The organism is Phenylobacterium sp., from assembly GCF_004299445.1.
Classification (GTDB): Bacteria; Pseudomonadota; Alphaproteobacteria; order Caulobacterales; family Caulobacteraceae; genus Phenylobacterium.
In genome coordinates this window covers 37,759-52,442 of record NZ_SCTC01000006.1, presented here as the reverse complement: position 1 = coordinate 52,442, position 14,684 = coordinate 37,759, and the positions used below count along the sequence as shown (strand labels likewise).

Annotated in this window: 13 protein-coding genes; 7 read left to right on the top strand and 6 right to left on the bottom strand. The window is 69.5% G+C overall.

Annotated elements, in window-relative coordinates:
- Positions 1–287 precede the first annotated feature (287 nt).
- Positions 288–1,058: a DUF1080 domain-containing protein gene (locus EPN98_RS02480; protein ID WP_293359822.1), complete on the top strand. Its 771-nt coding sequence runs from the start codon at positions 288–290 to the stop codon at positions 1,056–1,058.
- 69 nt (positions 1,059–1,127) lie between these two features.
- On the opposite strand, the gene EPN98_RS02475 is transcribed toward EPN98_RS02480, so the two are convergent.
- From EPN98_RS02475 to EPN98_RS02465, 3 genes are all read right to left on the bottom strand, one after another.
- Positions 1,128–1,424: a hypothetical protein gene (locus EPN98_RS02475; protein WP_293359820.1), complete on the bottom strand. Its 297-nt coding sequence runs from the start codon at positions 1,422–1,424 to the stop codon at positions 1,128–1,130.
- 506 nt (positions 1,425–1,930) lie between these two features.
- Positions 1,931–3,463: an anthranilate synthase component I gene (trpE, locus tag EPN98_RS02470; RefSeq protein WP_293359818.1), complete on the bottom strand. Its 1,533-nt coding sequence runs from the start codon at positions 3,461–3,463 to the stop codon at positions 1,931–1,933.
- On the bottom strand, positions 3,460–5,394 hold the full coding sequence (locus tag EPN98_RS02465) for a peptidylprolyl isomerase (protein ID WP_293359815.1): 1,935 nt from the start codon (positions 5,392–5,394) through the stop codon (positions 3,460–3,462). Before EPN98_RS02465 ends, trpE begins: the two co-directional genes overlap by 4 nt.
- A 135-nt stretch (positions 5,395–5,529) precedes the next feature.
- Here EPN98_RS02465 and tpiA point away from each other — a divergent pair, with 135 nt between their 5' ends.
- Complete coding sequence (gene tpiA, locus EPN98_RS02460) at positions 5,530–6,273, top strand: triose-phosphate isomerase (protein ID WP_293359812.1); 744 nt, start codon at positions 5,530–5,532, stop codon at positions 6,271–6,273.
- Here the strand turns inward: tpiA and EPN98_RS02455 are convergent, their stop codons facing one another.
- Positions 6,274–6,687: a VOC family protein gene (locus tag EPN98_RS02455; RefSeq protein ID WP_293359810.1), complete on the bottom strand. Its 414-nt coding sequence runs from the start codon at positions 6,685–6,687 to the stop codon at positions 6,274–6,276. It lies immediately after the preceding gene.
- 25 nt (positions 6,688–6,712) lie between these two features.
- On the bottom strand, positions 6,713–7,249 hold the full coding sequence (locus EPN98_RS02450; RefSeq protein WP_293359826.1) for a GNAT family N-acetyltransferase: 537 nt from the start codon (positions 7,247–7,249) through the stop codon (positions 6,713–6,715).
- Positions 7,250–7,392: 143 nt separating this feature from the next.
- On the opposite strand from EPN98_RS02450, the gene secG reads away from it, so the two are divergent.
- From secG to EPN98_RS02425, 5 genes are all read left to right on the top strand, one after another.
- Entirely contained in the window at positions 7,393–7,845 is a 453-nt protein-coding gene (gene secG / locus EPN98_RS02445) for a preprotein translocase subunit SecG (protein WP_293359807.1), read from the top strand.
- Positions 7,846–7,913: 68 nt separating this feature from the next.
- Positions 7,914–9,554: a CTP synthase gene (locus EPN98_RS02440; RefSeq protein WP_293359804.1), complete on the top strand. Its 1,641-nt coding sequence runs from the start codon at positions 7,914–7,916 to the stop codon at positions 9,552–9,554.
- 94 nt (positions 9,555–9,648) lie between these two features.
- On the top strand, positions 9,649–10,539 hold the full coding sequence (locus EPN98_RS02435; RefSeq protein ID WP_293359801.1) for a hypothetical protein: 891 nt from the start codon (positions 9,649–9,651) through the stop codon (positions 10,537–10,539).
- A 110-nt stretch (positions 10,540–10,649) separates the two neighbouring features.
- The gene (locus EPN98_RS02430; protein ID WP_293359798.1) at positions 10,650–12,446 is read left to right on the top strand and encodes a methyl-accepting chemotaxis protein; all 1,797 of its coding nucleotides are present in this window, start codon (positions 10,650–10,652) and stop codon (positions 12,444–12,446) included.
- Positions 12,447–12,565: 119 nt separating this feature from the next.
- Positions 12,566–13,639, top strand: a complete 1,074-nt coding sequence (locus EPN98_RS02425; RefSeq protein ID WP_293359795.1) for an alpha/beta hydrolase — start codon at positions 12,566–12,568, stop codon at positions 13,637–13,639.
- Here EPN98_RS02425 and EPN98_RS02420 read toward each other — a convergent pair.
- A complete protein-coding gene (locus tag EPN98_RS02420; protein WP_293359792.1) occupies positions 13,636–14,640 on the bottom strand; it encodes a helix-turn-helix domain-containing protein in 1,005 nt (334 codons plus the stop codon). The two genes, EPN98_RS02425 and EPN98_RS02420, sit on opposite strands and share 4 nt — an antisense overlap.
- Positions 14,641–14,684 lie beyond the last annotated feature (44 nt).

Below are 14,684 nucleotides of genomic sequence, written 5' to 3'. Positions count from 1 at the left end.
TGCACGTGGCGGGCGAAGGCGAAGTCCATGCGGGCCGTCTGGGCCAGCAGCTGGTCCTCTTCGAAGATGTCGGGCGTGGGCTCGGACATGATCGCGAGTGGAACATGGGGGTACGACAGAAACGGTCGTAGAAGCGCGCCTCGTTCCCACTTTTTCGGAACGGCATGGCCGGGACAGGCCCGGCTATGACGTTCTAGGGGGATGGGGGTGCTAGCGGACGCCCAAACCGGGATGACAGGGCGGGTGCGGCGGGCCAACTTGGCGACAAAGAGCGTGAGGGCGGCGTCGTGAAGCGGGTTCTGTTGGGAGTGGGGGCGGTGGCGCTGCTGGTGGGGGCGGCGTGCGCGCAGGAGGCGGGCAAGCCGCAGGACACCGAACAGTGGGCGCCGAAGCCGCCCGTGGTGACGCCGGGCGCGACGGATGCGGCGCCGCCCTCGGACGCCATCGTGCTGTTCGACGGCAAGGACCTGAGCGAATGGGTCTCGACCCGCGACAAGGGCCCGGCCGGGTGGAAGGTGGAGGGCGGGCTGCTGACCGTGAACAAGCTCAGCGGCAACATCGAGACGAAGCGGTCGTTCCGGAACTACCAGCTGCACCTGGAGTGGCGCGTGCCGGCCGGGACCACCGGGTCGGGACAGGCGCGGGGCAACAGCGGGGTGTTCCTGGCGTCGACCGGCGGCGGGGACGGTGGCTACGAGATCCAGATCCTCGACAGCTTCGAGAACGAAACCTACGTGAACGGGCAGGCCGCCAGCATCTACAAGCAGGCCCCGCCGCTGGCGAACGCCATGCGCAAGCCGGGCGAATGGCAGACCTACGACGTGATCTGGACAGCGCCGGTGTTCGACGCGGCGGGGAAGGTGAAGTCGCCGGCGCGGGTGACGGCGATCCACAACGGCGTGGTGGTGCAGAACAACTTCATCCTGACCGGCGAGACCCGCTACATCGGCAAGCCGCAGTACAAGGCCCATGGGGCCTCGCCGATCAAGCTGCAGGCGCATGGCGATCCGAGCCCGGCGATCAGCTTCCGGAATATCTGGGTGCGGGAACTGCCTTAGAGATCGTTGCGGCGTTCGCTCTTGGTGGGCGGCTCGATGGCTGCTTTCGACCCGCTGCCGACTTCAAGCCTATACCCGGGACATCTTCTGGAGCAGCGACTCGATCGTCGTGTCGCCCGACTTGATCGCTTCGAGGGCGGGCGCGTCGAGCCGCTTCTCCGCCTCCAAGATGCCCAACAGCTGGGAGATGTCCCCTTCTGTGAGCTTAAGGTCGGCTCGGAGCCGGGTCGTCAGGTTCAGGTTCGACAAGCCATTGAGCGTGATGCGCCGGAGCGCGTCTACGAGCTCGTCGCTACCGCACATCTCCATCAGGTCTCGGTCAGTTGGCGTGCGGTCGAACAGCCAGCCATTGCCACCAGCGCCCAAGGGAACATCGCCCTGTACATCGCTCTCATTCGCTGAGCAGCGGGCATGGACGCCAGGCCCTTCAGATGTCGGTCGTAGGTCTCGAAGAGTGACTTCATCAGCTGCCTACCTTCGCGGTCATGGCGAAGCTTGCATGACTAGGTTCCACGAACTACCCCCTTCGGACGTCCGGATGGTCCGCTGCTGAGGGCCCCGCCAACGCCGCCTTCCGCACTGGGCGCCAACTTCCGCGTTCGACCCATTGCAGACGCTTACCTCCCCCGCGAAGCGGCGGGAGGGGGACCAGTCGCCGAGCGCAGCGGAGAGCGACTGGTGGAGGGGGCGGGCCTCAGGCTCAGCGGAAGGATTGGCCATGGCTGGTTCAGCGGGTGGGGCCCGCCCCCTCCACCACGCGCTCTACGGACGGCTGCGCCGACCTCGGCGCGTGGTCCCCCTCCCGCCGCTTCGCGGGGGAGGTAAAGTCCGCAAGCCGCCCGTCTCGGACATTCGTACGTCCGCTCTAGACCTTACACGAACCGCCAAGCCTCCACGGCCGCGTCGCGGAGCGCGCGGGCTTTGTGGAGGGTTTCGTCATATTCGGCGTCGGGATCGGAGTCGGCCACGACGCCGCCGCCGGCCTGGACGTACATGACGTTGTCCTTGAACAGGGCCGTGCGCAGGATGATGCAGGTGTCGACCGAGCCGTCCGAGCCGAAGTAGCCGGCGGCGCCGGCATAGCCGATGCCGCGCTTTTCGATCTCGAGTTCGTCGATGATCTCCATGGCCCGGACCTTGGGCGCGCCCGAGAGCGTGCCGGCGGGGAGGGCGGCCATCACCACGTCCACCGGGTCCAGGCCGTCGGGCGCGTCGCCCTCGACGTTGGAGACCAGGTGCATGACGCGGGCGTAGCGCTCGACGAAGAAGCTGTCTGTGACCCGGACGCGCGGCCGGCGGCTGGGCTGCGGGGGCTCGTTGGCGCCCGCCTGCTTCAGCATGGCGACGCGGCCCACGTCGTTGCGGCCCAGGTCGAGCAGCATCAGGTGCTCGGCGCGCTCCTTGGGATCGTTGATCAGCTCTTCCTCGAGGCGGCGGTCCTCCTCGGGCGTGGCGCCGCGCGGACGGGTGCCGGCGATCGGGCGGATGGTGATCTTCCCGTCCCGCAGGCGGACCAGGATCTCGGGGCTGGAGCCCGCCAACTGGAAGTCGCCGAAGTTCAGGAAGAACAGGAACGGCGAGGGGTTGGAGCGGCGCAGCGAGCGGTAGAGGGCGAACGGGTCGTGCGCGAAGGGCGCGCGGAAGCGGTGGCTGGGCACCACCTGGAAGATGTCGCCGGCGCGGATGTACTCCTTCGCCTTCTCGACGATGCCCCGGTAGTCCTCGCGGCTGATGGGCGTGGTGAAGCGGTCGGGCTCGGGCTTGGCGTCGCCCCTGAGCGGCGGGGCGGGCTTACGGAAATCGGCGGCCACGGCCTGCAGGCGCGCCTGGGCGGCGGCGTACGCGTCGGCGGCGGACGACCGGTCCGGGCGGACGGGCGTGACCAGCAGGATCTCCTGGGCGATGGCGTCGAAGATCGCGATGATCGAGGGCCGCGCCAGCACCCCGTCGGGCAGGCCCAGCGGGTCGGGATTGATGTCGGGCAGGGTCTCGACCAGCCGGACGGTGTCGTAGCCCAGCGCGCCGAAGACGCCCGCGGCCATGGGCGGCAGGCCCGGCGGCAGCTCGATGCGCGAGGCGGCCAGCAGGTCGCGCAGGCTGTCGAGCGCGCCACCGCTCTGGGCGGTGAAGCGGCCCGCCGCGATGTCGGCGCCGGTGGCGATCTCGGCCTGGTCGCCGCGGCAGCGCCAGACGAGGTCGGGGTTCAGCGTGATGATCGAATAGCGCGCGCGGAAGGCCCCGCCTTCGACCGACTCGAAGAGGAAGGCGTACGGCTTGCCGTGGCCGATCTTCAGGAAGGCCGAGACCGGGGTCTCCAGGTCGTCGATCAGCCGCGTCCAGACGACCTGGGGCGCGCCGCCGTCGTAGGTCGAACGAAAGGCCTCGAACGGAGGCTCGGACGTCACTTCTTCTTCTCCGCCGCGGCCCCGGCCTTCACCTCGGGCTTGAGGGGCTCGAAGCCGATGGCCGCGCGGGCGCGGTCGCGGTCGACCTTCACCTTCAGCTTGTTGCGCGCGTAGGTCTGGGCGGCTTCGCCCATCTCGCGGAACAGGACCTGGGAGAGCTCGGGGCGGGCCATCTCGGCCAGCCGCGCCGCCGTGGGACCACCCTCCATGCGGATGTTGTCCACGCGACCGACGACGATCCCGTTGGGGGCGCCGGCCGTCCAGACCTCGCCCGCTCGCGCGGCCAGGGCGCGGCCGATGACCTCGCGGCCAAGGGCCTCCTGCTGCTGGGCGGTCTGGCGGGTCAGGCCCGGCACGCGGCTGACGGTCAGGCCGGCCGAGGCGGCGACGGCCTCCAGGGTCTCGCCCTTGCGGATGCGCTCGCTCAGGCCGGCGGCCTTGGCCTCCAGGGCGCGGACCAGCTCACGCTGGATCCAGAACTGGGTGACCATCGGGCGGACCTCCGCCAGCGGCGGCACGTGAGCGGCCACGACGCGGTCGACCTTCACGGCGAAGTAGGCGCCGTCGCCCAGGTCGGTGATGTCGCTCTCGGCGCCGGTGGGCAGCGCGAAGGCGGTCTCGAGGATTTTGGGCGGCAGGCCCTGCAGCTGGCGGCCCTGGGCGTCGACGCCCTGCGCCGAGATGGGCCCAAGCGGGGTGACCGTGACGCCGGCCTTCTTGGCGGCCGAGGCGAGGTCGCCGCCGGCCTTGATGGCGTCGTCGAAGGCCTGGGTCTGGGCGTAGACCTTCTCGGCGACCATGTCCTTGCGGATCTCGGCCTCGAGCATCGGGCGGGCTTCGTCGAGGCTGACCTCGCGGCCGGGGGTGATCGCGCTGACGCGGACCACGGCGAGGCCCAGGTCGCCCTGGACGGTCGCGGCCTGGCCGGCGGGCAGGCGGAAAGCGGCCTGGCCGACCTTGCGGTCGCTGATCGCCGACATCGGCTTGGCGTCGTAGACGACCGCGTCCACCCCCAGCGACTTGGCGATCGCCGCGGGGGCCTCGCCGCGGGCCAGGCGGGCGGTGACCTGCTGGGCCGACGCCTGGTCCTTCACGGGGATCTGCACGAGGCTGCGGACCTCGGGCGTCGACAGCGTGTCCTTGCGGAACTGATAGCGCTTCTGCAGCTCGGCCGGGTCGATCGGGGCCGAGGCCTGGGCCTGGACGCCGGCGGGCGTGAACAGCACGACCGACAGGACGCGGGTCTCGGGGACGGTCAGGCGGTCCTTGTTCTCGTTGATGACGCTCTGCAGCTGGGCGTCGGTGGGCGCGGCGGGCGCCGGCACGCTGTTGGGCGCGAGGGTCACGAAGGCGAGGTCGCGGGCTTCCAGGCCATAGATGGCGGCCAGGGCGCCGTAGCTGCGCGGGGCGGACAGGCCGTTCTGGACCGCGACGGCCCAGTGCTGGGTCGCCATCTGGTCGCGGAGGCCCGCGTCGAAATTCTCGGGCGTCATGCCGTTTTCGCGCAGGCGCGCCTCGAAGGTCTTCTTGTCGAACTTCCCCGTGATGGGGTCGAAGAAGGCCTGGATCTTCTGGATCTGGTCGAGGATCAGCTTGTCGCCCGGCTTGATGCCGGCCTTGGACAGCACCTCGGCGAAGGCTTCGCGGGTGGCGACGCCGTTCAGCACCGTGGCGTCCAGGTTGTTCTGCTCGGCGAGCTCGCGGGTGACCTGCTGGCCGCTCTCCTGCTCGATGCGCTTGCGGTAGTTGTCGTACTCGCGGGCGAAGTCCTGAGAGTCGAGGACGCGCGAGCCGGCCTTGATCACCTGGTCGCCGACGAACATCGCCGAGCCGCCCTGCTGGGCGCCCCAGCCCACGAAGCTGATCGCCAGGACGATGAGCAGAATCCGGGCGGGCCAGGATTTGGCGAACTGGCGGATGGAAGCGAGCATTCGAGTCCTTTCCCCGCGACACAGCGCGAGCTAGCGGGCCGGTATAGTGGAGGGCGGTTCCGTGGGGCAAGCGCGTGACAGCAAGCGCGGCATGGCTTAACCGCGGCGCTCTCTCCTCAAGAGCAAGGGATCGAGATGACCGCGCCGCAGCCGCTGATCGCCGGGAACTGGAAGATGAACGGCCTGGGAGCCTCTCTGGAGGAAGCCCGCGCCGTCGCCGCGGGGCTCGGCGACACCCCGGCGCGGGTGGCGATCTGCCCGCCATCGATCCTGATTCACCGCATGGCGAGCGCCCTTGGCGGCGGGCCGCTGCTGATCGGCGGACAGGACCACCACTGGGACGACGCGGGCGCGTTCACCGGCGACGTGTCGGCCGAGATGCTGGCCGACGCGGGCGCGAGCCTGGTGATCCTGGGCCACTCCGAGCGCCGGGCGGGCTATCGCGAGACGGACGAGCTGGTGGCGTCCAAGGTGAAGGCGGCGCTCAAGTACGGCCTCGAGCCCATCGTCTGCGTCGGCGAGACCCTGGACGAGCGCAAGGCGGGCAAGGCCCTGGAGATCGTGACGGGGCAGGTGAGGGGCTCGCTGCCGTCCGAGCTGGCCGGCAAGACGTTCTCGGTGGCCTACGAGCCGGTCTGGGCGATCGGCACGGGGCTGACGCCCACGACCCCCGAGATCGAGGAGGTCCACCGGGCGATCCGCGCCACCCTGGTCGAGATGTTCGGCGAGGCGGGCAAGCGCGTCCCGATCCTGTACGGCGGCTCGGTGAAGCCCGGCAACGCCGCCGAGATCCTGCACGCCGACGAGGTGGGGGGCGCGCTGGTGGGCGGAGCCTCGCTGAAGGCGGCCGATTTCCTCGGGATCATCCGGGCGCTGTAGCTAGGCGCCCGGCCCCTTGAGCTCGACCGTGTTGCCCTCGGGATCGCGGATGTAGAACGAGAGGCCGTCGCCGTCGGCGCCGTAGCGGGGCCCTTCATCGACGATCTCGACTCCGTGGGCGGCGAGGTGAGCGCGGATGGCGGCCGCATCGAAGGGCCGGACCTGCAGGGCGAAGTGGTCGAGGTTGCGGCCCTCCTCGCCCGGACCGGCGCCGCCCAGCCGACCCAACTGGCCGTCCACGGTGATCAGGTCGATCAGCTGACGCCCGGCGCGGATGTGGGTGAGCCCAAGCTTCTCCTGCTCCTTGTCGACCGCAAGGCCCAGGACCCCGCAATAGAAGGCCAGCATGCGCGGCTTGTCGGCGATGCGCAGGACGATGTGGTCGAAGCCTTGAACGGCGATCGGATGGCTCATGGGGCCTGAGATAGGCGCCGCATGCTCAAAGCAACAGGCCGAAGACATGGCAGTCGCGGCGCTCGCCGGCCCGGAGGATATGGCCTCGCAACAGGCCCTCCTCGACGAAGCCCAGCTTCTGGAGGAGGGCCTCCGAGCGCCGGTTGCCCAGGTGGGTGCGGGCGGTCAGCTTGCGGACGCCGCCTGTCGCCGCGAAGGCGACGACCGTGGTCATGGCCTCCAGCGCATAGCCCTGGCCCCAGGCTTCGCGGCCCAGCATGAACCCCACCTCGGCCCGCCGATGCCAGCGGTCGATCTCGGAGAGGTCGCAACTTCCGAGGAAGGCTCCGCCCTCCAGGGTCCGGATCGCCCAGTACAACGCCTCGCCAGCGGCCATGGCGTCGACCTGGCTCTGCACGATGGTGGCGACCAGATCCGGATCGTCCACCTCGGGCACGTCCCAGTAGGCCATCACCTCGGGGTCGCCCATGATCGGGAAGAGGTGCTCGGCGTCGCCGATCCGCAACGGCTCCAGGCGAAGCCGCTCGGTCTCCAGGATCGGAAGCTGCTCAGGATCGAACATCACGCCGCAAGTCTCGCACCCATTGCCTCTGGGGTGTGACGCACTAGCTATGGCTTTGACGCGGGCTCGGTGATAGAGCGCGCGCTTCATTTCGGCTGGGTGTGGCCGCCCAGGCTCACCTTGCCCGCACGGGATAGACCGCAATGCTTCTGAACCTGCTGCTCGTGATCGAGGTCATCGTCGCCCTGTTCCTGGTGGTGGTGGTGCTGCTGCAGCGTTCGGAGGGCGGCGGCCTGGTGAGCGGCGGCACGGGCTCGCTGATGTCGGTGCGCGGCGCCGGCGACCTGATGACCCGGATCACCTGGATCCTGGGCGCCACGTTCTTCGTGCTGGGCCTGCTGCTCACGATCGTCGCGGGTCGCGAGCGCGGCTCGGCCTCGGTCGTCGACCGCATGAAGGTCAACGCGATCAACCCCGCCGACCTGAACCGCGAAGTCCCGCAGCCCCCGGCCGGCACCGCCCAGCCCGGCCCCGCGGGTTCGGCGCCGGCGCCGCTGCAGGCCCCGACGCCCACGATCCAGAGCCCGTTCGGTCAGCTCCCCGCCGCGCAACCCGCGCCGGCCGCGCCCGCGCCCGCCGAGCCGGCCAAGAAGTAGGAGAAGGCTGGGGATAGCGGCGAAACGCGCGGCGAACTGTGCCCGAATCACCGCTAATCTGAACGCCCATGGCCCGGTACATCTTCATCACCGGCGGCGTGGTCTCCTCCCTGGGAAAAGGTCTCGCGTCCGCCGCTCTCGGCGCGCTTCTTCAGGCGCGAGGCTACAAGGTCCGCCTTCGTAAGCTCGACCCGTATCTCAACGTGGATCCGGGCACGATGAGTCCGACCCAGCACGGCGAGGTGTTCGTCACCGACGACGGCGCCGAGACCGACCTGGACCTTGGCCACTACGAGCGGTTCACGGGCGTCAACGCCACGCGGGCCGACAACATCACGACCGGTCAGATCTACAAGAAGATCATCGAGAAGGAGCGCCGGGGCGACTACCTGGGCGCCACCGTGCAGGTGATCCCGCACGTGACCGGCGAGATCAAAGACTTCGTGCTGTCGGACCCGGGCGAGGGCGTCGATTTCGTCCTGGTCGAGGTGGGCGGCACGGTCGGCGACATCGAAGGCCTGCCGTTCTTCGAGGCGATCCGCCAACTGGGCCAGGAACTGCCCCGCGGCCATGCTTGCTTCATTCACCTGACCCTGCTGCCGTTCATCAAGACGGCGGGCGAGATGAAGACCAAGCCGACGCAGCACTCGGTGAAGGAGCTCCGCTCGATCGGCATCCAGCCCGACATCCTGCTCTGCCGCTGCGAGATGCCGATTCCGGAGAGCGAACGGAAGAAGCTGGGCCTGTTCTGCAATGTGCGCCCCAGCGCCGTGATCCAGGCGATGGACAGCGAGAACATCTACGCCGTGCCGCTGGACTATCACGCCCAGGGCCTGGACACCGAGGTGCTGGACGTCTTCGGCCTGGCCGACAAGGCCCCGGCGCCCGACCTGACAAAGTGGGAGGAAATCTCCCACCGTCTGAGCCATCCGGACGGCGAGGTGAACATCGCCATCGTCGGCAAGTACACGGCCCTGACTGACGCCTACAAGTCGCTGATCGAGGCCTTGGTGCACGGCGGCGTGGCCAACAATGTCCGCGTGAAGTTCGACTGGATCGAGGGCGAGGTCTTCGAGAAGGAAGAGGCCTTGATCGCCGAGCGGCTGAACAGCGTGCACGGCGTGCTGGTGCCGGGCGCGTTCGGCGAGCGTGGCTCGGAGGGGATGATCCGCTCGGTGCAGTTCGCCCGCGAGCATGAGGTGCCGTACTTTGGGATCTGCTTCGGCATGCAGATGGCGATGATCGAGGCGGCGCGGAACCTGGCCGGTATCAAGCAGGCCTCGTCGACCGAGTTCGGCCCGACGTCCGAGCCCATCGTGGGGCTGATGACCGAGTGGGTGCGCGGAAACGAGAAGGAAGTCCGCTCGGAGGGCGGCGAGCTGGGCGGCACCATGCGGTGCGGCGCCTACGAAGCCGTGCTGACCCCGGGCAGCCGGGTGGCCGAGATCTACGGCGCGTCCAGCATCTCGGAACGCCATCGCCACCGCTATGAAGTGAACATCGGCTACCGCGAGGCCATCGAGAAGACGGGCCTCAAATTCACCGGCCTGTCGCCCGACGGCGTCCTGCCCGAACTGTGCGAGCGATCCGACCACCCCTGGTTCGTGGGCGTCCAGTTCCACCCGGAACTGAAGAGCCGCCCGTTCGACGTCCACCCGCTGTTCCAGAGCTTCATCGGGGCGGCGAAGGAACGCAGTCGGCTCGTCTAGCCGTCGAAACCAGGCCCACGCGACGCCAGACTTTCCGTGGCGTGATCCGTCGACCCGCCGCATAGTCGGGGGCGGAATCGCAGGGGGGCCGACGATGTCCGCGAGCCTTGATGCACGGGCCAGGGATCCCGAGGAGTCTGCGCGGCTCGCTTGTCTGATCGCCGCGTCGCGCTTCGTTCTGAGGACCGTGGCGTCCCGGAGACATACGGGCGGCGGGGACTCGATCGACGCGGTCATCGTGGCGGCCGTGGTCCAGGCGAACGTCAGACGCGCGCTCGGAACGGGGGCGTACGATACGTTCGACGAACCTGTGCCAGCCGACCTGCGTGAACCGGCGTCGGTGCCGATGCTGGCGGAACGCACCGGCCTGCCGAGGGAAACCGTTCGACGGCGGCTGGAAGCCCTGGTCGCACGCGAGCGCTGCGTCAGGTCCTACGGCGGATACGTCGTTCCCGTGGAACTGATGAGTGGACCCACGCGTCGCGCGCTGGCCATCGAAGCCTACGAAGCGCTCCGACGGCTGACGGCGGATGTCCAGCGGTCGGGGCTCGATGTCGGGGCGTCCTCGGTCGTGGAGGCGATCCTCCGCCCCATCGATCCGGCCAGTCCGGTACGCGTGGTCAATCGCGCGACGGCGGCCTTCGCGATCGACTTTCTACGCGAGGTCTCCCGCCTGACCGGAAGCCATGAAGCCGCATTGATCTACCTCGCGCTGCTGGAGGCCGTGAAGTCCGACGGCACGCCACGCCGGCTGACCTTCCTGGGTCTCGCCCAGTCCATGGAACGGCCCATCGAGAGCACAAGACGCCGCGCGATGGTGTTGGTCGAGAGAGGCCTCGCCGAGCGCGATGAGGAGGGGTTCAAGGTGCGACGTGATTTCGCGACCTCAGCGGACGTGCGTTATCTGGTCGCCTACAGTGCAGACCTGCTGCGCACGATGTACGCAGGGATTGCAACAGCGTCAGGCGCTGTGGATAAATTGTAATTCCCCAATACGGGAAGCATTAATCACAATTAACTCTATCGCCCAGTTAATCGTGGCGTCGCGCATCGTGCACTGGATTGGTCCGGTTTACTATGTCGAGCAGGAACGCCATGAAATCCTGGAAGATCTCTTCGATTGTGATGGCCATCACCGCTTTCGTGGTGAGCGTTCTGATCTGTACGACCGTGCTTTCGCTGATGGTCGTTGAGTCAGTTCGGGTCGGGGGCAAGTCCTATGACGGCATCGTTCATGCCAAGGATCTGACGGCCGACGTCCTTCCGCCGCCACTCTTCCTGGTCGAGGCGAACCTTGTGGCCCATGCGACGGCCGGCGACGTCGCCGCAAGCCGGAAGAAGCTGGCGTCCTTGAAGCGCGACTACGAAACCCGGCTCGCCTACTGGAGCGAACAACCGCTTCCCGAAGACCTGCGGGCGCCCTTGTTCGGGGAGGTCAGGACAAGCGCCGACAGGTTCTGGCAGATCGTCGAGGCCGAACTCCTTCCGGCCTGGAACTCTGGCGATGCTGCGGCGCGAGCGGTCGCGCTGGAGCGCGTGGATGCGGCGTACAGGACGCATCGCGAGGCGGTCGACCGTTTTGTTCCGCTCATGGCGGCCCGCAGCGCCCGCACCGAGGCCGACGCCGATCGACTGGTCGCCGTTTCACGCGCCGCCGTAGCGGGCATCTCAGGCATCGGCGCGCTGGCCGTGCTCTTGGCTCTGATCGCGCTGGCGCGCCGCATCCGTCCCGTCCGCGCCATGACCAGCTACATGAGCGAACTGGCCGCGGGGAACTACGAGCTCAACCCACCCCAGCCGCGGCACGCCGACGAGGTCGGCGAGATGGCCAAGGCCGTCGCGGTCTTCAGGGAGGGCGTGCTCGAGCGGCGTCGGATGCGAATGGAACAGGAGGAAGCCGAACGCAGGGCGCGCGAGGACGAGATCGCCGCCGGACATGAGCGCGAAGCGGCGGAACGCGAGCGCGCCGCGGTGGTGGCCGCCCTGGCGGAGGGGCTTTCGCGGATGGCCCAGGGCGACCTGGCCTGCCGCCTCTCGAGCCCGTTCCCAGGCCGCTATGAACAGCTCCGCAGCGACTTCAACAGAGCGGCCGACGCCTTGGACCAGGTGATGGGGTCTATCCGGGCGGCGACCCAGGGCGTGGGCGTGGGCGCGAGCGAGATCGCCCAGGCGGCCGACAACCTGTCGCGCCGTACCGAACAGCAGGCCGCCAGCCTCGAGCAGACCTCCGCGACGGTCGAACAACTGACCAGCACCGTGAAGGGCGCGGCCGAGAGCGCGCGAGAGGTGCGCCAGTTCGTCGCCGATGCGCGCGCCGGAGCCGAACAGTCGGCCGACGTCGTGGCCTCGGCCGTGCGCGCCATGCAGGCGATCTCCGGCTCGTCGGACCAGGTGGGCGAGATCATCGGCGTGATCGACGAGATCGCGTTCCAGACCAACCTGCTGGCCCTCAACGCGGGCGTTGAGGCGGCGCGCGCCGGAGATGCCGGCAAGGGCTTTGCGGTCGTCGCCTCGGAGGTCCGCGCGCTGGCGCAGCGCTCGGCGGAAGCGGCCAAGGAGATCAAGGGCCTGATCCACCAGTCGACCGACCAGGTTCGCGATGGCGTGGAACTGGTGAACCGGACCGGCGAGGCCCTGGCGGCGATCCTGCAACAGGTCGCCGAGATCGACGCCCGCATGACCGATCTGGCGCGATCGGCCGACGAGCAGTCGACCAGCCTGTCGGAAGTGAACATCGCCGTCAGCCAGATGGACCAGATGACACAACAGAACGCGGCGATGGTCGAAGAGACGACGGCCGCGGCCTTTGCGATGCGCTCCAGCGCAGCGGGACTGCGTCAGCACATCGATCACTTCACGACGAGCCAAGCGGAGGCGCACAGGGCGGCCTGACCACGAAGTGCTCCGCCCGGGGATGCCGGTGACGGCCCCCGGGGCGTTGGCCAATTCAGCCCCGATTTTGACCGGACTGCCGCTGGTTGGGGGCGTGTCGCTTGAGAATGCTCTGCGGCATGAAACTCGCCATCGGACCGTTCCTTTCATTCCTGCTCATGGCGCTGGTGGCCAGGCCCGCCGGCGCCGCCGGCGCCGCCGGCGCGCCGCCGCCCGAACTGGCGCGCGTCTATGCCACGCCGCAGACGGCGGTGGATGTGGGCGGCCGGCGCCTCAACCTGGTCTGCATGGGTTCGGGCGATCGTGTCGTGCTCTTCGAGTCGGGGGGCAGCGACTGGTCGGACACCTGGGCGCTGGTGCAGCCGGCCGTGGCGGCCCGAACGCGGACCTGCGCCTATGACCGCGCGGGCCTGGGACATAGCGACCCGGCCCGGGGCGCCCGGACGCCGGTGGCCATCGTCGAAGACCTGCATGCGCTGGTCGTCGCCGCCAAGCTGCCGAGGCCGCTGGTGCTGGTTGGTCACTCGCTGGGCGGGTTCAACGCCAAGCTCTACGCGGCCCTGTACCCCCAGGACGTCGCGGGCCTTGTGCTGGTGGACCCGGCGGAAGACCGCTCGGCCGATCGAGGCCGCGCGCTTCTGCATCGGCGCTTCGGCGCCTCGCTCGCGGCCCGATCCGAGCTGCTGGACCAGGCGTTCTGGACGCAGCTGGCGGCGCGCTACCGCGGCTGCGCCGAGGCGGCGCGCAGCGGACCGCTGGACCCGGACTCGCTTCAATACCGGCGATGCACGGACCCGGTGCGCCCCCGGCTGGGCCCCGAGATCGCGGCCGAGCGTCGCCGAGTCCAGGTGACCAGCGTGTATCAGGAGGCCCAGGCGTCGGAGATCCTGAACAGCGTCTATGGAGATGAGCGGGGCGACCCGGTCTATGCCGGGCTGTTCCGCCCGGGGGCCCTCGGACGCAAGCCGCTGGTGGTGTTGACCCACGGGCTGTTCGACCCGCGCGACCCCCTGGATGCGGCAGGCCAGACCGTGATGATCGCGCTGCATCAGGAGACGGCGCGGCTCTCCCGGCGCGGCCGTCACCGCGTTGTTCCGGCGACGGGCCACAATATCCAGCTGGATGCACCGGAGGCGATCGTCGCGGCGATCTCGGGGGTCCTGGAAGCGACCGACCCGCCCCGAGGGCCCTAGCCGGGTCCGGCGCGGACGCGGCGGGACGCCGCCGCCAGCGATGGGTCCCCGCGGCCCGGCGGCGGACGGCGGGGGAGGGTGACGCCCTCGGCGCGCAACAGTCGCCGAAGGGTGGATGGCTCGGCATAGCCGACCTGGTGGGAGACGGCCTCGAGGGAGGCGCGCGTCGTGGCGAAGAGTTCGAGCGCGCGCTCGATCCGCAGGCGCTGCAGGAAGCGGACGGGAGACAGCCCTGTCGCGCCCTCGACGCGCCGGGCGAAGGTGCGGGGCGCCATCCCGACGGCAGCGGCGAGGTCCTCGACCCGGATGCCCTCGTGCAGCCGCGAGCGCGCCCAACCCTCGGCCTGCGCCACATGGACGTCGCTTGCGGCCAACAGGCTGATCGCCATGTAGGGCAGCTGAGAGCGCCGTTCGTCCACGATCAGGTAGCGAGCGCAGTGCGCCGCCACGTCGCTGCCGGCGTGACGGGCGACCAGGGCCAGCATCAGGTCGAGCTGGGCCATCGCCGCCCCCGCCGTCGTCACCGGCCCGTCGCGCACGACCAGCGGCGCGGTGTCGAGACGGACGTTCGGGAACATCCTGCGGAAGGCGGGAGCCAGCCACCACGAGGTGGTGGCGCGTCGTCCCTCCAGCAGCCCCGCCCCGGCCACCAGGAACACGCCTGAGCACGACGCCGCAATCTCGGCGCCCCCTGCGGCCGCCTCGGCGAGGGTGCGGCGTGCAGCGACCAGTTCCGGTCTAGCCAGGCCTTCGCTCACGGCCGCTTCGCTGGCCAGGGCCAAGCCGGGCACGATCGCGAGACCGGCCGACCCGCGCGGCGCGGGGTCGGGCACGCCCGCGAAGGCGATCGCGGCCTGGGCTGCGTCCCCAATCGCACGGACGGCGAAGGCGGGCTCGCGACGACGGCCGAGCAGGACGCGGTTGGCGGTCAAGAGCACCTCGAAGGTGATCGCGACGCTGGAGGGCGAGGCGCCCGAGGGCGTGAGGACATCCACGATCATGTTGGCGGAAAATCCCTGAATGGTGTCATTTGCGACACTGGCCC